Genomic DNA, 18,442 nt, shown 5'->3' with positions numbered 1-18,442 from the left:
TTACGCATTTCCTGCACCATGCTTTCCGTATTCTGCAACTAGATAGTTGACAATTGCGCTGCAAGTAACCATCATAAATTTGGCTTCTTCAAAAGTGACAGTACTTTCGGTTTCGCGCTCGGAGTGACGGATGCCGCCTTCGTCAGAAGCATAGCCGTATAGGGCCAAGATGGCTGATTTTAGGCTGCCATGAATGTTCATGCCATTGGCAATTAAACTGTTGAGAGCATCTTTCAGAGCGGCTTTTTCGTTGCCAGAGATTACTTTGCAGACGGATTCCACAGCACTGATACTTTCTTTGATGCAGTTTTTGTAGTCAGGATGTTCACGGTCAGATAAAAATCCAAGGGCCTTTTGAAGCTGAGCACGCGCACCGTCAAAAGGAGTTTGACAAGCTTGGCCAATTTCTTGCGCTTCGCTTTCATCCGTGATAGGAACAATTTGCTTGGAAACAAAACGATAACCGATATGTTCTTGCTCGAATATATTGTTAAAGTTTTGATAGACAGTGTTTTTAGTCCCGGAGCGGTATTCTACAAGATTACAAACATACTCAATAATATCGAGGACTTCATTATAAGGAGCAGTTGTAATTACTTCCTTGACGCTAGAATAAATGACTTTCCAACTATAGCTATCAGAATAATGATGCTCATCATGTTCATGAAAAACATTACGAATCATATTTTTACAAAATGATATTTCATAAGAGGAGGGGTATTCAGGAAAAAGGGCAGCAGAAGAACTGTATTGAATTGCAAATGTACTATACAGAAAATCATAGATACAATTGCATAATGCAATCCGAGAACAGTTGTCGAATTCAGTTGATTGTATAGCATCAGAAAATTGGATGATTTTATTTCGTTCACTAAATCCACCCCGAACTTTAATCATGCTTTTCCGTTCATTCTTATCCATAAATTACCCCTCCTTATGGAACAACTCTGCCAGCCCGGCGGAGATATCCTGTTCCAGTGCGGTAATGCGTGCCACGATATCCTCCACGGCTTCCGGCGCCTGATACTCATAGAAATAGCGGGTCATGGGGATCTCGTAGCCCACCTTGGTCTTGCTGTGGTCGATCCATGCGTCGGGGGCGTAGGGCAGAACTTCCCGGGCAAAGTAGGCGTCAATATCCTGCACCAGCGGCACGTTTTCGGTGTCCCGCAGGCTGGTGTCCGGCACAGGCTTGCCGCGTTTCAGGAGAATGTTGCCTGCCTCGTCCCGCTGGGGGCGCTCCACCACGATCTTGTTGTAGCCGAACTCCACGCTCTCGAACACCTTGCTCTCGCAATAGATGCCGTTTTTGTCGCCGTACACCTTGCCGTTGGCAAACTCACCGTAGGCGGTGACGATCAGCTCCCGGCAGGCATCGGTGATGTCGTTGCGCTTGGTGCCGATGCTCTTGCGGCGTGGCTCAAAGCAGTGACTGGCGTCAATAAGCTGCACCTTGCCCGCACGGTGGGCGGGCTTATCCTTGCTGAGCACCCAGATGTAGGTGGAGATGCCGGTGTTCATGAACATATCGGTGGAAAGCTGGATGATGCAGTCCAGCCAGTCGTTTTCCAGAATATACTGCCGGATGTTGCTGGGCCCGCTGCCGGCATCGCCGCTGAACAGGGGAGAGCCGTTCTGGATAATGGCCATCTTGCCCTTGTTTGCCAGCTTGGCAAGGCCGTTCAGCACAAAAAGCTGCTGACCATCGCTGATCTTGGGCAGACCGGGCGCAAAACGCCCCATCTCGCCCCGGGCGGCTTCGGCTTCCACCGCCTTCTGCTCCCTCTTCCAGTCAATGCCGAAGGGCGGGTTGGAGATGATGTACTGGAAGGTGAATCCGGGGAACTGATCCTCTGACAGGGTATCACCGAACCGCATATTGTTGGGGTCGCCGCCGCGGATCATCATGTCCGCCTTGGCGATGGCAAAGGTGGAGGGATTGAACTCCTGCCCGAAGCAGGTCACCTCAATGTCGCTGTTCAGCTCGTGGATGCGCTCCTCCATGCAGCTGAGCATCTGGCTGGTTCCCATGGCCATATCGTAAACGGTCATGCTGCTGGTATCGAGGTCGGCTTCGGACAGCAGCAGGTCGGTCATCAGGTAGATGATATCCCGGCTGGTGAAGTGGGCTCCGGCTTCCTCGCCAAAGCTTTCGGAGAACCGCCGCACCAAGTCCTCAAAGATGTAGCCGCAGTCCACGGCACTGATCTTGTCCGGGCCGAGATAGCCCTTCTCGGAGCCGAACTCCTTGATAACGAGGTAGAGGGTGTTGCTCTCCACCATCCGCTTGATGATGTTGTCAAAGTCGAACTTTGCCAGCACGTCCTGTGCGTTGGCAGAAAAGCCGGACAGGTAATCCCGGAAGTTGGATTCAATGTTGTCCGGGTCTGCCAGCAGGGTCTCGAAGGTAAAGCGGCTGGTGTTATAGAACTGGTAACCGGAGGCCTTCTGCAAAAAGCCGTCGATGACCTGCAGCTTTTTCACCTTTTCGTAGGTGTCCAGCACTGCCTGATGGGTGGGCAGCAGGCAGTCGTGGAACCGCTTCACCACGGTCATGGGCAGAATGACCAGACCGTACTCGTGGGGCTTGAACGGCCCCCGCAGCATATCGGCCACGTTCCAGATCATGGCGGCTTTTTCGGCAATGTTGGCACCTACGGCGGTGATCTTATCGTTTGGCATACGTTGCTCCTTATTTTTTGTGATATGTGGACATCCTAATCTTACAACAATTGGTGTCCTATAAATCGGATAGCAGAATGCTTTTCCTGAAAAATGATTCTTGCATCTATTGTACCACGGATTTTGAGGAATGACTATATTTTGCCAAAAAGAAATGCCCGCCTGAAAACCAGACGGGCATACTGTAAATCAAATCATTTGAAAATGCTTCAATGCTTCCACAATCGCATCCTCTTTTTCCTTCGGACACTGAGGCTGCTTTGCGTTTTCGGATTTAGCCTTGTGGTGGTTCTCCCGTACCTCCAGACCGCATTTCTGCTTGACCTGCGAGATATACAGGGAAGATACCTTCAGTCCAGTCTGTTCCAACACACGGGCCTTGATTTCGGGATAGGTCGCACCTTTCTGCAATCCGGAGGTGTCCATGCCCTCCAAAGAGAACTCTACACGTACTTTTTTGGCGTCGATCTCGCCCTTGGAAAGTGCGATTACACATTCCACATGTGTCGTCGCTAGAATCGGAACACATGGATTCAGCCTCGTTAGAAGCATGGGAACACAAAACAGCAGGGGAGTGGTTCTCCTTGCTATTCTTGCGAAGCGGCTTGAAATTCTTGCCGTCCACACTGTTTTTGAACCCGGTCTTGTAAACAAAGACAATCATGTAGGGGTCTTTGTTCCCATTACTATCATAACCGCCCACGATTACTTTTTCAACTATACTTTCAAAAATATGTCGGTCAAAGGTGTCCAGAACCTCGTTCTGTTCAAGGGTCTGCCGGAACGTGGCAACACGCTTGCGCATTGTAGATTCGGTTTCGGCTGCATCTTGCAGGCTTTCACACTCTTTCTGCAACTGCTCAATCTGGCTGGACAGGTCCAAATACTTTCGGTCGTAGGTCTCCTTGTCGATGGTATCTTCAAGACGCATATCAACCAGCTTGTTTTTCTTGACTTCCAGAGCGTGAATATCTCTTTCGGCTTTCGCAAGACGCTTGCCCGCGTTGCTTTCAGAAAGAGTTTCTTCTGTCCGTTTCATAAACTCGTCCAGAACATCCTTGTTATTCTGGCACAAGAGGCGATAAGATTCTACAAAAGCCCGCTCAATCGTTCTTTCGTCAACGCCCTTGCTCTCCGGGCAGAACTTTTTTCCTTTTTTGGTGGAAACAACACATTGCCAGATTGCTTTATTATATTGTGAACTGCTATGCCAACTCCTCCTTGTCAGGGTGCCACCACAGAAACCACATTCTATCATGCAGCTAAAAGCGTATTTCCGGCTGAACTTTTCACGTTTGCCGTCTACATTAAGGCTGCGGGGCTTTGCACGCCGCCGCAAAATTTCTTGGGCGGCTTCAAAGACTTCTTCCGAAATAATGGGCTCGTGGTGCTCACGAATATAAAATTGATCTTCCTCGCCGAAGTTGTACAGACGCCGTTTTGAAATAGGGTCAACGGTGAATGTCTTTCCTAACAAAATGTCGCCTTTGTATTTTTCGTTTTTGATAATGCCGATTACGGTACTGTCCGCCCATTTGGGACTGCCGCGTTTGGTTTTATAACCTAAGTTTTCAAGTTCTTTGGCAATAACCGAACCACCGGCACCCTCCGTGTATCGCTGAAAAATGTAACGGACAACAGCCGCTTCTTCTTCGTTGACGGTGAGGGTTTTGTCCTCTGGATTGTAGTCATAGCCTAAACAGCCCTGAAAACCGACCAGCTCACCGCGCTGCATTTTCATCTTCAAGCCCTTTTTGACATTCGCAGAAATATTTTCGACTTCCTGCTGTGCAACAGAACTTAAAATCACAAGGAGCAGTTCGCCGTCCATAGTAAGGGTGTTGATGTTTTCTTCTTCAAAAAACACAGCCACACCTTTATCTTTGAGCATCCGAACATATTTCAGAGTGTCAAGCGTGTTTCGTGCAAACCGCGAAATGGATTTGGTAATCACCATGTCCACGTCACCGTTCATACAGTCGTTGATTAACCGCTGGAAATCCTCGCGCTTTTTCACCTGCGTACCTGTGATAGCTTCATCAGCATAGATGCCGGCCAAAGACCATTCCGGCTTACTTTTTATAAGTTCGGTATAGTATTTGACCTGCGATTTGTAGCTGTTCAGCTGATCTTCGGTATCAGTACTGACACGACAATAGGCAGCTACGCGTAGCCTTTTTTCAAAGTTTGTACGCGCTCGTGGTGAGAGCGTGTTGTGCGCTTTAATGACTTCAACATCTTTCATGCTTGACCTCCTTGTTGAATGTGTTCCTTTCATTGCGTTAATCATAACGCCAGTGCGACACAAAATCAAGAGGATAGTTCGGAAACCACACGATAATCTTTCATTAAGCGCTGTTTGATAAGGGAATACTCTCTATCGGTTATGAGCTTTCTTTCCAACAGCTGCTTCAAAAAAGCAAGCTGAATGCTATAACGTATCAAATTTTGTTCTTTCAAAAATATCCCCCTTTCACAAAATAAAAAATGAGCCAACGGATGGCTGCTGGCAGCAGCCCACGGGAATCTCACCCCTGCATTCCTCATGCAGCCCTACTCATTGCCTGCGACGCTCTGAACGCTCGGACTTTGACGGTAAGGGAGTATCAGCCTGTCTGTATGTCATGGCCCGCAAGCAGCCGCGCTTGCATTGCGGCGGGGTGGAGATCGCTCCGCTTTTCAGAGAAAAGCATCGTGGCGCACCCGCCGTCCGGCTCGATACAGACAGCAACGTATCCGTTTGCCCTATGATGCACCGCCATTATCCTGCGAGCATGTTTTTCAAGGTGCAGTCCCGAAACGTGGAAAGGGTCAGACCGTTTCGGCTTTGGTTACAATAGAAGAAATCAGTTTGATTTCCAGATGGCGTTTCATGTACTCGTCTATGCACACATGAGGCTGACCGTGCTTGTCATAGAGAATGCCTGTACAGAGCTTGTTGATATAACCTCTGTAATGTCGCAAAACCTGTTCAACTGCATCGGTGTCCCCAGCGCAGGCAGAACGAATCACCGAGAGCGGCAAAAAATCTCTGCTCGTGTGTTCATAGGAGTTCATTTACGCCTAACCTCCCTCCGGCAAGTGCGCCTTTAGCTTTTTTTGCAGCTCGTTCAGCGTTTTTGTCCGGTGGCGCTGTACAGCACTCCGGGACATTCCCATGAGGTCGCCAATCTCGCCATCGCCCAGTTCCAGAACACAAAACAGAATCAGAATGCTTTGTTCTTGCTTCGGCAGGGCGGTAAACGCATTGGCAACAAGTTCATTGTCGATGTGCAGATCACAGCCGTAGGACGAAAATACAAATTCTTCACTTGGATAATAGTCTACACTCGTGAGCTGCCCCAGTTCTTCCAACGAAAGAACGCTGAATGACTTTTCACGGTCGAGCAGGCGTTTTTTGTTTCGGTGATAGTTCCGGGCCTCATTTCGCAGCACCGCTTTGCAGAACGCATCGAATCGGTACTGTTCGCCATCGTTGCGAGGGATAGCTTCCATCTTCTCACCCCCTTTCCGTGGGGATGTCGGGTGGATTTTTCCCTTTCCGCTAATATGACACCTGAAACACCCGATTCTGCCCGCTTTTTTGAAAATTTCCAAAAATATTTTTGAAACAGGCAGCTTTTCAGGCGGCAATAGAAAAGCCCAGCAGACCGAAAACGGCCAACCGGGCATAATGGCAGCACGAAACGCGCAGTATCTACATCGTATAGTACATAGTAAAAGCCCTGCTGACCCTGTGCGGGAGCAAGGCTTTTTTTGACAGTTCAAAGCTAGGCGTTCGATAGAATATCAGGCGCATGGCGGCATCCTCCTAGTGGCCGCCATACGGACGATGAAACGCTTTGATAAGCAAAAAGAACCGGCGGCCTTGATTTTCTCAAACACCGCCGGTTCAAAATGGGCGCAAAGAGTCACCTGCTCAAACCAACGGTTTTTTTCTTTCCCCGTTGGGCGGGGCAGGCTCTTATCGTATACTAAAATAAAAAAGAGCCGATAATCACAAGTGAATTTACCTTGTGCATTATCGGCTCTGCGTCTGTGCGTCTGGCTCTTGGATGATAGATAAATTTAGTTTTCTTACCGCAATCAGGGTTTCATGTTTGCATTTAGGACAATATAACGGAAAATTATCCAATATTGTATCATCGCGAATTTTCAATCGCGTTTTGCTGCCGCAAAAGGGGCATAAAATCCATTCTATCTTCATGTTATCTTCCTCTGTGCTTGGCTTTCTTTTTTTCCTGCCGTATGGCAAACTGGCGGTCTTTCTCCGCATCTTTCTGCTCACGACTCTTGGTTTGTCGTTCCAGCTTACATTGCTCATGCTGGAGTTTCAACGCCTGCTGCGCCTTTGTTCCAATGCCTTTATCCTGCAGTTGGCTTTGAATTTCGCGCTGCATACGTTTGGGATTGATTTTTCGCTCCATGGCTACTTCGGCCTGGATTGGGGGACTAAATTTCAACTTGTGCCAATTCTTCAGCAGAAACTCATAGACCTCGTAATCTTTGGGCTCTGAGCCAAAAGTGATTTTGCATACCTCGTACTTACCGTTATCCGTTCTTTCATATAGACCGATCCAAAACGGAGCTTCGAACAGGATGGTCAAACTGCTTTGGGGGCCTGTACTCATTCTTCTAAGAACTGCCCTTCAAAGTGATCCAGCCATTCCAGAAGGGCTCGATAGAGAAGCTGCTGCTGCTCAAAAATCGTTCTCCCAACCAAAGGAATGTCTGCAAATTCCCGCGCATAGCCCTCGTTCGATTCAGCCGAGGACTGTATGCTCCGGCGCAAAGTCGAAACCAGCTCCAACGCTTCGGCTTTGTCCATCTTGTTCAAATTGGTAATGACCACATTGAAATCGAATAGCAAGGGTACTGTGCCAGCGGCACAAGAGGCCATCAGCTCCTTGAAATACGCTCTGCCCTGATCGGTAATGGAATAAATGGCCTTATCCGCAAACTTATCGCCCTTGACAATATCGCTTTGAAGATAGCCCTTATCGCTCAGCTGGAGTACTTTTCTATAAATAGAAGGTACACTTATTTTTGTCCAGCGAGAAAGATGGTGGTACTCCACATCCTTTTGAATGTCATAGGCGCTTTGGGGTTTCTCCAAAACAATGCCAAGTATAACTAAATCGATTGATGACATAACGACACCTCCACTTTTACTATTATCAATAGTACTATTAATGATAGCAAAAGTCAAGGCAACTGACCAAAAATGAACTTCAAAACTTTTTTCGTTGGCCCTCTTATTAAGCCATCTACCCAGTAGCATTTTCCTTTTCTTCCACCGAGGGAATCACAGAAAAAGTGAAAACAGAGCCGATAACATCGGAGTTTTTTCTCTGTGTTATCGGCTCTGCGTCTTAGCGTCTGGCTCTTGCACGATGGATAGATTTAGTTGTCGAACTGCGATTAAAGTTTCATGCTTGCATTTGGGACAAAACAATGGGAAATTTTCAAGAATGGTATCGCTGCGGATTCTTAATCGTGTTTTACTGCCGCAGACAGGACATAATACCCACTCAATATGACTCATATCCTTATTGCCCGCAGCAAGTAACCCGATATTCCTTGATATGACCGGGGTAAGAATGTACTTTGTCCATAAGCGGCCCTCTTGCTCCCATTGTAAATGCGATGTCACTGCTTTTAATCGACATGAGAATATCCCCACAGGAAAGATTCAAATATCGCATCGTGTTTTCGGGCAGCCTCACAACACCGTTTTGAGAAATATGCAGCCAAGTATAGCCTCGTCCTTTATAGCGAACGAATTCTCCTTCATCAATCGTGTACTGTGACAATGCGGGACAATCATCTAATATATGCTTCAATTTTGATTGCCCAAGTAATTGTTTGCTGGTCACGCAAAATCCGCCCGTGATTTTGCTCCCCGTGAAAATAATAATGCGTCCTTCTTTTTGAACGGGATATTGTTCAAGAGTCTCTGCCGGAAAAAGTATTTCTCGCCTATTGCTGATGGCAGAAAGTCCAAATACATATTTTCCACCCTTATTTAGTTGCGGCATTTTACTCCCCCTTGTATTTTGATTATAACTGTGGTACAGTTATAATATAATGTTGTAGTACTCTATATATAGAGTACTACAACTTAAAACTAAAGTCAAGGGGTATGCGTTATGCTCTCGAAATCTGCTACTATGTTATTGGGTCTGATCAATCAAAGACCGCTTAATCCATATGAAATTATCAAGCAACTACAAATCATGAATGTTCATCGTTGGTACAACATCGCCAATTCGACAGTCTACGCTACACTAAAAGTCTTAGAGAAAAAAGAATATATTTATGGCAGCGTTGAAAAGGATGGAAATATGCCCGACAAGACGATTTACTCGCTTACAGACAAAGGGAAACAAGAATTTGTGGCAACATTACAGCAATCAATTTTGTCCTTCGACTATGATACCAACATTTTCTCGATTGCCGCATTTTTTATTGATGCGTTAGATGATCCGCAAAGTCTGCTTTCACAGCGTTTGAAAATATTAAATAGTTATCTTGAGGGAATTGAGCAGCAGATAACAGTCATAAAAGACGACATACCTTCCATTGCAAAAGCTAATATTGAACGAACTAAATATATTGTTGAAGCAGAAATTGCAGGTACTGAGAGTTTGATTCATGCAATATTGTAATGACCAACTGTTGAAAGCTGCTTGGTATCTGATAAACTAGGTGCGCAACCCCGGATTATGAATTATAAAATGTAGACAGAACGGACATAGCAACATTTCGCCAATCGCCCATGAAATATAAAATGTATATGGGTGATGCAGAATGGCGAAAATTGAGGACTGTCCCGGCTTTGAAACGTTCGGAGCGGATGTCAAGGCAGCACGAAAGGCAAAACAGCTTTCCCGCAGTGCGCTGGCCGACATGATACATTGTGACAGCCGGTATCTTGCGAATATCGAGAACGAGGGCACGCTGCCCAGCCTGCCGGTGGTGATTCAGCTGATAAAAATATGCGGTCTGCCCGTGGAACGGTACTTCAACCCGGAACTCATGCGGGAAGAAAGCGCGGAGCGTCAACGGGTCAGCCACAAGCTGCAGCTTTGCCCGGAAGAATACTTGCCCATCGTAGAAGGCGCCATTGACGGTGCCCTGCGAATCCAACAACAAGAGAAAGAGCCCGTGTGTGTCTGATTGTCATGCACGGTCATTGAGAGGATGCAAAAGCGTCCTCTTATTTTTTTTTGCATTTTGCGGGCAAAACGGGGGTGTTGTGGTGTCATAGTAGTAGGGAAAGGTAACGTAGCAAGCATAGGGAGTGTAGCCACTCCCGGCAGAAATGCTTGCTGGGGAGTACCCCAGACCCCCAAGAAACGAGGTGAAACTATGGCGAACCGAACCCGAAAAATTGTTCTGCGTGTTCCCGTGACGCCGGAGGAACAGGAACTTATCCGGCAGAAGATGGCTCTGCTGCATACCCGGAACTTTTCTGCATACGCCCGGAAGATGCTGATAGACGGTTATGTTGTCCACATCGACACCACCGACATCCGGGCGCAAACCGCCGAACTGCAAAAGATTGGTGTCAACGTCAATCAGATTGCGCGGCGGCTGAACAGCATGGGGCCGCTGTACACACAAGACGTTGCGGACATCAAGGGAGCATTGGCGCAGATATGGCAGTTACAAAGATACATCCTATCAAGTCAACGCTGAAAAAGGCATTGGACTACATCGAGAATCCGGCCAAGACGGACGAAAAAATGCTGGTGTCCTCCTTTGCCTGCTCCTACGAAACCGCCGACATCGAATTTGAACTGCTGCTGTCACAGGCCATGCAGAAAGGCAACAATCTGGCCCACCACTTGATACAGTCTTTTGCGCCGGGCGAAACCACGCCGGAGCAGGCCCACGAGATTGGTCGACAGCTTGCAGATGAAGTCCTGCAAGGAAAATATCCCTATGTACTGACCACGCACATTGACAAGGGGCACGTCCACAACCACATCATTTTCTGTGCTATGGACATGGTGAACCAGCGGAAGTATGTTTCCAACCGGCGGAGCTATGCTTACATCCGGCGCACCAGTGACCGACTTTGCAAGGAACACGGCCTGTCCGTGGTAATGCCCGGCCAAGACAGAGGCAAGAGCTATGCCGAGTGGGACGCACACCGCAAGGGCACAAGCTGGAAGGCGAAGCTGAAAGCTGCCATAGATGCAGCCATCCCGCAGGCCAAGGATTTTGACGATTTTCTGCGGCTCCTGCAGGAGCAGGGCTACGAGGCCAAGCGTGGCAAGTATGTTTCGTTCCGTGCGCCCGGACAGGAACGGTTCACCCGCTGCAAAACGCTGGGCGAAGCCTACACCGAGGAAGCCATCATCGAACGCATCAAAGGGCGGTTCGTGGAGCGGAAGCCCAAAGAAAACCGCAAAATTTCGCTGCGGATTGATTTGGAGAACAGCATCAAGGCCCAGCAGTCTGCAGGGTATGAGAAGTGGGCAAAGCTCCACAATCTGAAACAGGCGGCCCGGACGCTGAACTTTCTGACGGAGCATGAAATTGATAGTTACCCGGATTTGGAAAGCCGGGTGGCCGAGATCACCGCCGCCAGCACCGAAGCTGCCGCCGCGCTGAAAGCGGCTGAACGCCGACTTGCAGAAATGGCCGTGCTGATAAAGGATGTCACCACCTGTAAAGAGCTGCGACCATTGGTGCAGGAGTACCAGCGGGCCGCTGACAAAAAGCAGTTCCGACGCAAGCATGAAGGCACCCTGATTCTCTATGAAGCAGCGGCCAAGGCCCTGAAAGAACAGGGCTTTCAAAAGCTGCCCGACCTCTACACCCTGAAAGCCGAGTATAAGCAACTGGCCGAGCAGAAAGACCAGCTGCAGCGGCAGTACGCCGAAGCCAAACGCCAGATGCAGGAGTATGACATCATCAAGCAGAATGTGGACGGTGTTCTATTCCAGAATCACAGGCAGGAGAGGGATAAGACCCTGTAAGCATTACTTGACAACGACACATTACTTTCAACTAAAATAATGTGCGATTGTCAATTCGCCGTTGACGAACACACATTATTTCTATATAATATAATGTGTGAATGTCAAGTGAGGTGATAGCATGAACAACATGGGCAAAGTAGAAAAAATAGTGCAGTCTGCCCCCAATGGCATCATTACGGCCGCACAGTTGACGAAAGCCGGATTACATCGGGGCTATCTGCATGATTTTGTCGAGAGCGGGGAACTGTACCGTTTCGGGCGCGGCCTGTATGTACAGAGCAGTGCATGGGAAGATGATTTTTACCTGTTGCAGCGGAAGTATAGCCGCGGCATCTATTCGCATGATACCGCCCTTTATCTGCTGGGCTATTCTGACCGCACCCCGGCAAGATACACGATGACCTTTCCCAAGGGCTACAATGCACTGTCCTTGAAGCAGGAGGAGTTGATCGTCAAGCGTGTTATTCCAGAAAATTATGACTTCGGCATTATTGAAATCCAATCGCCATCCGGCAATCCCATTCGTGTTTACGATTTGGAACGGACGCTGTGCGACATCCTGCGCGGCAGTGGGAGCGATATACAAATTGTTGGTGCAGCCATGAAGCGTTACGCCGCATCCAAAGACAAAGACATTCACAAATTGATGCAGTACGCAGAACGACTTCGTGTGAAGCCAAAGGTTCTGCGCTACATGGAGATTTTATTATGATTACAAAAAATCCGATGCAGTTAAAAGCCTATATCAAAAAGAAAGCAGCCGAGAAGCATATTTCCGCGCAACTTGTGATGCAGAACTATGTGCTGGAAAGACTGCTGGAACGCATTTCGCTTTCACCGTATAAGCATAACTTCATTATCAAAGGCGGCTTTCTGGTGTCGGCTATCGTTGGTCTGGACACACGAGCCACTATGGATTTGGACACAACTATCAAAGGCTTTACGTTGACCCATGAGGCTATCCTTTCCATTTTCAAAGATGTGTGCGCAGTCCAGATTGACGATGATGTGCAGTTTGAAGTTATGGGCGCTGCGGACATCCGGGAAACAGACGATTACCCCGGAATCCGTGTGTCGCTGAAAGCCAACTACCCACCGATCAGCGTTCCGCTGACGGTGGATGTTACCACTGGCGATATGATAACGCCCCGCGAGATCGAGTACACCTTTTCAATGCTGTTCGATGACCGCACAATCAGCGTTCTGGCCTACAATCTCGAAACGGTTCTGGCCGAAAAGCTGGAAACCGTACTGTCCCGCAATATTGCAAACACCCGTCCGAGAGATTACTACGACATCTACATTCTGTACGCTCTGCGCGGGGCAGAGTGCGACAAGGCAACGCTGCGGCGGGCACTGGAACGGACAACGGAAAAGCGCGGTAGCGGTAAAATTTTAACGCAGTACCCGGAGATTATGCAGGAAATCCGGGGGAGCGATATACTCCGTAAGCAATGGAACAAGTATAGCAGGGAATACGACTATGCAAAGGATATTTCTTTTGATGATACCTGCAATGCGATTCAAAAAATTATGGACGCAATCGTAATGTAAATCAACAAGTAATATTACGAAAATTTCCAAAATCAAAAATTATAGAAGTGAATTTATAGATTGAAGGCGCAGACTAATGAAAACTGTAAACATCCAAACTGTGAGTGGTGAATTTTCCAGTAGCATCAGAGAAATTACATCTTACACTGAAAGATGTAATCAAGTTTTTGCAGATGAAAAGAAGTATCTATCATATTGTTACGAAAATGCTATAATCATGCTTTATAAGGCATTTGAGCAGTTTGTACTTAGATCGATGATTGCATGTCTTAATCACGACCACTCTTATTTTCAGGAGAAGCACGGAATCAAGTTAGGGAAACATATTAACGATGATGTCTGTGAGTTTCTTATAACAAAAGGTGGATTTTTTGATTTCAGGGGAAAAAGTGGGCTTTACAAAGTTTTAAATGAGATGATTGGCGCAGACCATACTATTGCCACAACTTTTAAAAAAGCCGAGTACAAAGATACTATTGATCAACTTTGCACGATACGAAACTATGCTGCGCATAATAGCTATCAATCGAAACAGGCTGTACTGAAAACATTTAATCTTCAAAGAATTAGTAGCGCAGGTAGCTTTCTAAAACAACAACATCGATTTGAAAATATTGCAAACAGGCTACTTGAGTTGGCAGAAGATGTAAAAAACACTCATCTTCAATAAAATAGCCGGACACAGCAGCCACAAGGCCACCGTGTCCGGCTATTTCTGTGTTGGCAACGACACATCACTTTTGCTGAAAATAATGTGTTATTGTCAAGTCTGTGGTATCACTCACCCACAAAATCAAACCTCTGTCCGTCAAAGTCAGCATCGGTCATGCGATCCAACTTTGCAATGGTGCTGTTTGCCAGTTGCCGCATTTCGGTGTCCATATCCGGCAGGGTGGCCAGCATCCGCACCATCGTTCGACGGCGGTCAGAAGTGTGGTACATACAGATCAAATTTTCTTCTTCTACGCTGAAATTCATGGTCAGACCTCCATTTCGTACTGTTTTCTGCGGGCCGCTGCCTTTATCGGGCTGGCAGCCTGTTTTGTTTCGGAAAGCTGCTTGCGGACGGAAGCGCGGGGCTTGCGAATGTTCTTATCTCGGTTTTCGTTTTTGCCAACCAGCGCGTAGATGCCGAAACGGTCTTTCACGCTGGACAGGTGCAGGGACTTGTACGGCAACATGGCAAGCAGCTGGTCCGTGTCCCGGCTGGATGCCAGCTTGGTGAAATAGGGCGATACCTCCACCATAAAATGATTCTTGTCCGGGCTGTTGGGAGCAGCCAGCCGCTTCATACCGGCCACAATGCGCTGCGCCTCGGCCTCGATCAGCCCAGTGTGCAGTGCCGCAAGGTGTTCCTTGAAGTCACCGGGCCGTGCCGGTTCCCGGCTGTGCTGCTCCTGCCGGATGGCTGCTTGCAGAAGTTCCGGGGCGCGGGGCTGCATTTCATACCGCACGAACTCCCCGAAATATTTGTCCGGGCGACTGTCGAAATGCTCTTTCGGGCCAATCTCCCGCATCCCGCTTTCGTAGATCAGGCGATTGGCACCCACGGGCAGGGCTACATCCCGGATATGCTGGAAGTGCTGCTGATAGTCCAGTTCATACAGATTGCCTTGCACAGTTCCGTTGGCCGCGCCGGTCAGCTCCACCGCATAGGCAAGAATCCTGTCATGGGTCTGTTCGCCGCAGAATTTCCATGTGTTATAGGCTTGCGTGTCTTTGAGCAGCACGTCCCGTTCCCGGAAGCAGAATGTTCCAGAAGGCCGGGACAGCCACAACAGCAGCTTATCTTCCGACTGGTCGCTGCGGGCGGCCTCCCGCAGTATCTTAATGTCAAAGGCAAAATCGCTCTGATAGTATGCGGTGTTCTGGTGCATGATGGCTTCCAGCGCAGCGATCAAGTCCATATTTTCAAACTTCTGCACGGTTTACACCTCCAATTCTTTTGTCTTTTCCCGTGGCGGTGTTTGTTTGCTCTGCTCTTTTTTCGCGGCATCCAGCTGAGCCCGGATGGACGGCTTTTTCGGCTTGGCCGTGTGGGACTTCTTGGCTTTCGGTGCCTTTTCTGCGGCGTTGACTGCGGCGGCAAGGTCCGTCAGAGAGATTTGTTCTCCGGCTTTTGCTTTGGCCTCCAACTCGCCCAGAGAGGGCGCATTGTTCAGCACACCGTCAATCATATTTTCGTTCTGTTCGGTGGAAAGTTCTGCGGTGCGCAGCGGATTTTCCCGTAAGAACTCCGGCACCTGCTGGAAGCCCACACTGTCGCAGTAGTGGGCGGTGTCCTGCCCGTTCTGGTGCAGCACCACTACATCCGAAACAGACAGCGAGTGTCCCTTGAAGTCTGCCGGATGGTCTATATTGAATGTGCGGTAGATGTCCTCCAACGTGGTACCAGCAGTCAGCGGCGCGGCATACACCTCCATATAGTTTGCCTTATCCACGGTTCGGCCAGCGGCCTGCAGGCGGTCGTAGGGCTCAAAACGGTAATCGCGGGTGGAATCTTCATTGCGCAGCTGGTAGATGGAAAAGCTGTCCTGCTGCGGTGCTTCAAAGCCTGCCGCTGCGTATTCCTCTACCGTCATTCCAGCATCGGCCGCTTCCTGCGCGATCTCTGCCTGCACCTGCGCCTTGTAGTCCTGCAAGCTCTGGTCAAAGTCGGCCAGCTTGGGCGGTTCCGGCAAGTTATACTGGCCTTGGTTAAGCAGCGAGCGGCAGTCCTGCACATAGGCCACAACAGTGTTGTAATAGGCAGCCTGTTCCGGCGAAATGTTCTGTTCCTCCCGCAAAGCGGCGGTGGCTGCCTGCTCCATGGCCGAAAGATTGCAATGTTGTTTGAGGTACGGGATAAACTCGTTCAGCACCATTTCCCGCTCTGCCTTGTCTTGTTCCCACGCTTCCGGGCCTTTGTTGTGCAGAACAAAATTTTTCCAGTTCTCGTCCTTGGCGTAGTATTCGTGGTAGTTCTGGATATGCTGAACCAAAGAACCCTCTCCGTCACCAAAATCCTGCCGTCCCTCGTAGTTGTCGGGCTGGCCGTTCAGGGTAAAATCAATACGGAATGCGGTCTTGTCGTACCAGCCGCCCGTGTAGCCGTCCTTTTCCCGGTTCGTGTGCTGGGCGGTGTCCAGTTCTTCAAAAACACGATTCGCCACGGACAGCGGCATGATTTCGCCGTCCTGCAGCTTGTCGCTTTCGCTCCACAGAATCGTGACCGTGGGCTCTGCGGCGGGGTCTGGAATTTTAACGGGTGCGGGAATTTCGTTGGCCTTTTCCGCCGCCTCTTGGAACGCCGCCAGCTTGTCGCCCAACAGGACTTCCGCCACCGCGGCTGTCTGCCCCAGCAGATTAAGTGCTTCCTGCCCGGCATCCGGCAGGGTCAGACCGGGCGCGTCCAGCTGCCCACCGTCCAGAGCCGTGTGGTCCGGGCCATACAGAGTGTAGTCATAGCCGGAATCGCAGGTCTGGATGAACAGCGTATTGCCGTTGTCCAGCGCAAATGCGGCTTTCTGTGCGGCGGAAAGGTCTGCTTCCCGCTGCTGGCGCAGTTCTGCCAGATGTTCGTCCAGCGCAGAGATCAGCTCATGGGCCGCGCTGCGAATAATTTCCAGAGAGGCTTTTAGTTCGTCCAGTTCCCGGCCCGAACTCCACCCAGCTACATAGCCAAACGAATACTCGGACGTGTCCAGCCCATAGTGCTGGCAGACGGCATAGGCCACACTTTCGGCCTGCACCTCGCGGGTGCGGCTGTCCGGGCGGTTGGCCTGTTCCGGGTCGTCTGGGTCGATGGCGTGCAGCTTTGCATGGGCAATCTCATGGATGGCTGTCTTGATGGTTTGCAGCTGGCTCATGCCCTCTTGGATGGCAATGCGGTTGTCGAGCAGATGAAAATAGCCGTGCGCCCCGCCCTCGATGTCCTCAAGCCCGATGGGCACCGGGGAAGCCTGCTCCAACGCCTTGAAAAAATCTTGATAGTCCTGCACGCTGCCGGAAAGTTCATTCACCGCAATGGATGGCAGCGGTTCGCCCTCGGTCTGGCTGACATCGAACACAGAAACCACTTTGAAGGCCGGAATCTGCACCGTCTTTTCCTCGGTCAGTGGCTTACCGTCTTTGTCCAAAACGGGCTTGCCCTGTTCGTCCAGCTTTTCCGTTTTCTGCTTAACCTTGTAGGGCGCGGGAGCAAGAATCTTGATGCCCTTTTCGCCCTTTTTCACGGTGCGGTGGAACGTGTTTTTCCACTTGTTGAAGCCCGCCACCAGCTGTCCGCCCTGCATGGCGATCAGCAAGGTGTTGTTGAAGCTATAATTGTGGAATTTTGCCATCGTGGTGAGATAGGCTTTGTAGCGGTCGCTGTCGAACAACTGCTGAATCCCTGTTTCCAGTCGGTCCGTAATTTCTTTCATCCGCTCTGCGCTGTCCTTACCATTCAGGATAATGGGAATAACTTTCTGCGGTTCCGTTTCAGGCTGAATAGGCGGCGGGATGTTGGCCGCATCCCGCAGAACTTCCGGCGCGGGAAAGGACAGCACCCGGTATTCCTCCGGCACGGGCTGGCCCTCGTGGACTTTCTGCCACTCGTCCCCGCTTTTGACAAGGTAGCCGTACTGGGTGAACGCACCCTGTTCCTGCTGAGCCACATACCGGCCAAACTGTGCCGTGTCGATGCCGCCTTTCCATTCTTCCGGCATATCCACCATGCCGGAGCGATTCAGGTAGTAATCTCCTAGCTGGGCAGGCCCGTGCACATCCGGCAGATGCACATAGTAGTCCACGTTTTCGGGAAAGTCGGTGATTCTCCCGATGCTGAAAAGCTCACTCTGCGGGGCTTGCAAGGCGGCGTTCAGTTCTGCGCGTTCCCCGGTAGAGAGTGTTTCCAGTCGTGATGCCAGAAAGTTCAGTTCGTCCACATTGGATGCCAGCACCATGTTGTAGGGGATGGCAAAACGCTTTTCTTCCTCGGCAAAATAGCCGGAAATGAAAAGGCCCTGCGGATTATCGGACGAAATGCCGATTTGCCGCAGGGCCGCTTGTACCTGTTCGGTTGTAGTGGGCAGGTCCAGCCAGATGCCATCCCTGCCTTGCTGCTGCCGATTTTGCAGCTGGATGGAAAATAATTCGCTCATTTGGTCACACTCCTTTTTTGCTATCCTACGGATAGAGAGAGCCGGTTATGGCAAAATGAATGCTTCACCTTACCATAACTGGCCCTCGTA

The 18,442-nt window shown here is 49.6% G+C and carries 21 protein-coding genes; 7 read left to right on the top strand and 14 right to left on the bottom strand.

The window, feature by feature from the left end:
* The 11 genes from ACNSPV_RS11745 to ACNSPV_RS11695 form a co-directional block, all read right to left on the bottom strand.
* On the bottom strand, window positions 1–921 hold the full coding sequence (locus ACNSPV_RS11745) for an AbiJ-NTD4 domain-containing protein (RefSeq protein WP_348583278.1): 921 nt from the start codon (window positions 919–921) through the stop codon (window positions 1–3).
* 3 nt (window positions 922–924) lie between these two features.
* Window positions 925–2,682, bottom strand: a complete 1,758-nt coding sequence (locus ACNSPV_RS11740) for a type I restriction-modification system subunit M (protein ID WP_097777662.1) — start codon at window positions 2,680–2,682, stop codon at window positions 925–927.
* Window positions 2,683–2,956: 274 nt separating this feature from the next.
* Complete coding sequence (locus ACNSPV_RS11735; RefSeq protein WP_348583279.1) at window positions 2,957–4,927, bottom strand: recombinase family protein; 1,971 nt, start codon at window positions 4,925–4,927, stop codon at window positions 2,957–2,959.
* Between the two features lie 65 nt (window positions 4,928–4,992).
* Window positions 4,993–5,229 carry an SHOCT domain-containing protein gene (locus ACNSPV_RS11730; protein WP_112115216.1) on the bottom strand — a complete coding sequence of 79 codons (237 nt, stop codon included), beginning with the start codon at window positions 5,227–5,229 and terminating at the stop codon, window positions 4,993–4,995.
* A gap of 264 nt (window positions 5,230–5,493) precedes the next feature.
* Window positions 5,494–5,739 (bottom strand): helix-turn-helix domain-containing protein, encoded by a 246-nt coding sequence (locus ACNSPV_RS11725; RefSeq protein ID WP_098922169.1) that lies wholly within the window; start codon window positions 5,737–5,739, stop codon window positions 5,494–5,496.
* 6 nt (window positions 5,740–5,745) lie between these two features.
* On the bottom strand, window positions 5,746–6,177 hold the full coding sequence (locus tag ACNSPV_RS11720; protein WP_348583280.1) for a sigma-70 family RNA polymerase sigma factor: 432 nt from the start codon (window positions 6,175–6,177) through the stop codon (window positions 5,746–5,748).
* Between the two features lie 526 nt (window positions 6,178–6,703).
* Window positions 6,704–6,889, bottom strand: a complete 186-nt coding sequence (locus ACNSPV_RS11715) for a cysteine-rich KTR domain-containing protein (RefSeq protein ID WP_097800017.1) — start codon at window positions 6,887–6,889, stop codon at window positions 6,704–6,706.
* A gap of 1 nt (window position 6,890) precedes the next feature.
* Entirely contained in the window at window positions 6,891–7,313 is a 423-nt protein-coding gene (locus ACNSPV_RS11710) for a YjdF family protein (protein ID WP_097800016.1), read from the bottom strand.
* On the bottom strand, window positions 7,310–7,834 hold the full coding sequence (locus ACNSPV_RS11705; RefSeq protein ID WP_097800083.1) for a PadR family transcriptional regulator: 525 nt from the start codon (window positions 7,832–7,834) through the stop codon (window positions 7,310–7,312). The genes ACNSPV_RS11710 and ACNSPV_RS11705 overlap by 4 nt, the downstream gene beginning before the upstream one ends.
* Before the next feature lie 204 nt (window positions 7,835–8,038).
* Complete coding sequence (locus ACNSPV_RS11700; RefSeq protein ID WP_097800015.1) at window positions 8,039–8,227, bottom strand: cysteine-rich KTR domain-containing protein; 189 nt, start codon at window positions 8,225–8,227, stop codon at window positions 8,039–8,041.
* Window positions 8,228–8,231: 4 nt separating this feature from the next.
* On the bottom strand, window positions 8,232–8,720 hold the full coding sequence (locus tag ACNSPV_RS11695; RefSeq protein ID WP_097800014.1) for a hypothetical protein: 489 nt from the start codon (window positions 8,718–8,720) through the stop codon (window positions 8,232–8,234).
* A 111-nt stretch (window positions 8,721–8,831) separates the two neighbouring features.
* Between ACNSPV_RS11695 and ACNSPV_RS11690 the strand changes: the two genes are divergently transcribed.
* The 7 genes from ACNSPV_RS11690 to ACNSPV_RS11660 all read left to right on the top strand — a co-directional run bounded on the left by ACNSPV_RS11690 (window position 8,832) and on the right by ACNSPV_RS11660 (window position 13,899).
* On the top strand, window positions 8,832–9,350 hold the full coding sequence (locus ACNSPV_RS11690) for a PadR family transcriptional regulator (protein WP_097800013.1): 519 nt from the start codon (window positions 8,832–8,834) through the stop codon (window positions 9,348–9,350).
* Between the two features lie 142 nt (window positions 9,351–9,492).
* Window positions 9,493–9,861, top strand: a complete 369-nt coding sequence (locus tag ACNSPV_RS11685; RefSeq protein ID WP_348583283.1) for a helix-turn-helix transcriptional regulator — start codon at window positions 9,493–9,495, stop codon at window positions 9,859–9,861.
* Window positions 9,862–10,053: 192 nt separating this feature from the next.
* Window positions 10,054–10,383 carry a plasmid mobilization protein gene (locus tag ACNSPV_RS11680; protein WP_117526957.1) on the top strand — a complete coding sequence of 110 codons (330 nt, stop codon included), beginning with the start codon at window positions 10,054–10,056 and terminating at the stop codon, window positions 10,381–10,383.
* Complete coding sequence (locus ACNSPV_RS11675) at window positions 10,344–11,672, top strand: relaxase/mobilization nuclease domain-containing protein (protein ID WP_418268281.1); 1,329 nt, start codon at window positions 10,344–10,346, stop codon at window positions 11,670–11,672. The genes ACNSPV_RS11680 and ACNSPV_RS11675 overlap by 40 nt, the downstream gene beginning before the upstream one ends.
* 121 nt (window positions 11,673–11,793) lie before the next feature.
* On the top strand, window positions 11,794–12,387 hold the full coding sequence (locus tag ACNSPV_RS11670; RefSeq protein ID WP_302275806.1) for a type IV toxin-antitoxin system AbiEi family antitoxin domain-containing protein: 594 nt from the start codon (window positions 11,794–11,796) through the stop codon (window positions 12,385–12,387).
* On the top strand, window positions 12,384–13,229 hold the full coding sequence (locus ACNSPV_RS11665) for a nucleotidyl transferase AbiEii/AbiGii toxin family protein (RefSeq protein WP_348583287.1): 846 nt from the start codon (window positions 12,384–12,386) through the stop codon (window positions 13,227–13,229). Before ACNSPV_RS11670 ends, ACNSPV_RS11665 begins: the two co-directional genes overlap by 4 nt.
* A gap of 76 nt (window positions 13,230–13,305) precedes the next feature.
* Window positions 13,306–13,899, top strand: coding sequence for a hypothetical protein (locus tag ACNSPV_RS11660; RefSeq protein ID WP_348583288.1), 594 nt, complete (start codon window positions 13,306–13,308; stop codon window positions 13,897–13,899).
* A 107-nt stretch (window positions 13,900–14,006) separates the two neighbouring features.
* Here the strand turns inward: ACNSPV_RS11660 and ACNSPV_RS11655 are convergent, their stop codons facing one another.
* The 3 genes from ACNSPV_RS11655 to ACNSPV_RS11645 are packed head-to-tail and all read right to left on the bottom strand — an operon-like array spanning window position 14,007 to window position 18,352.
* Complete coding sequence (locus tag ACNSPV_RS11655; protein WP_348583290.1) at window positions 14,007–14,207, bottom strand: transposon-transfer assisting family protein; 201 nt, start codon at window positions 14,205–14,207, stop codon at window positions 14,007–14,009.
* Between the two features lie 2 nt (window positions 14,208–14,209).
* Window positions 14,210–15,136 carry a hypothetical protein gene (locus ACNSPV_RS11650; protein WP_348585183.1) on the bottom strand — a complete coding sequence of 309 codons (927 nt, stop codon included), beginning with the start codon at window positions 15,134–15,136 and terminating at the stop codon, window positions 14,210–14,212.
* Between the two features lie 21 nt (window positions 15,137–15,157).
* On the bottom strand, window positions 15,158–18,352 hold the full coding sequence (locus tag ACNSPV_RS11645; protein WP_348583292.1) for a YodL domain-containing protein: 3,195 nt from the start codon (window positions 18,350–18,352) through the stop codon (window positions 15,158–15,160).
* Window positions 18,353–18,442 lie beyond the last annotated feature (90 nt).

Origin of the sequence: Faecalibacterium sp. 3, assembly GCF_048323735.1 — a bacterium.
GTDB classification, from domain to species: Bacteria; Bacillota; Clostridia; order Oscillospirales; family Ruminococcaceae; genus Faecalibacterium; species Faecalibacterium wellingii.
Note: the sequence above shows the minus strand (reverse complement) of the source record. Positions and strands in the feature narration are given on the sequence as shown.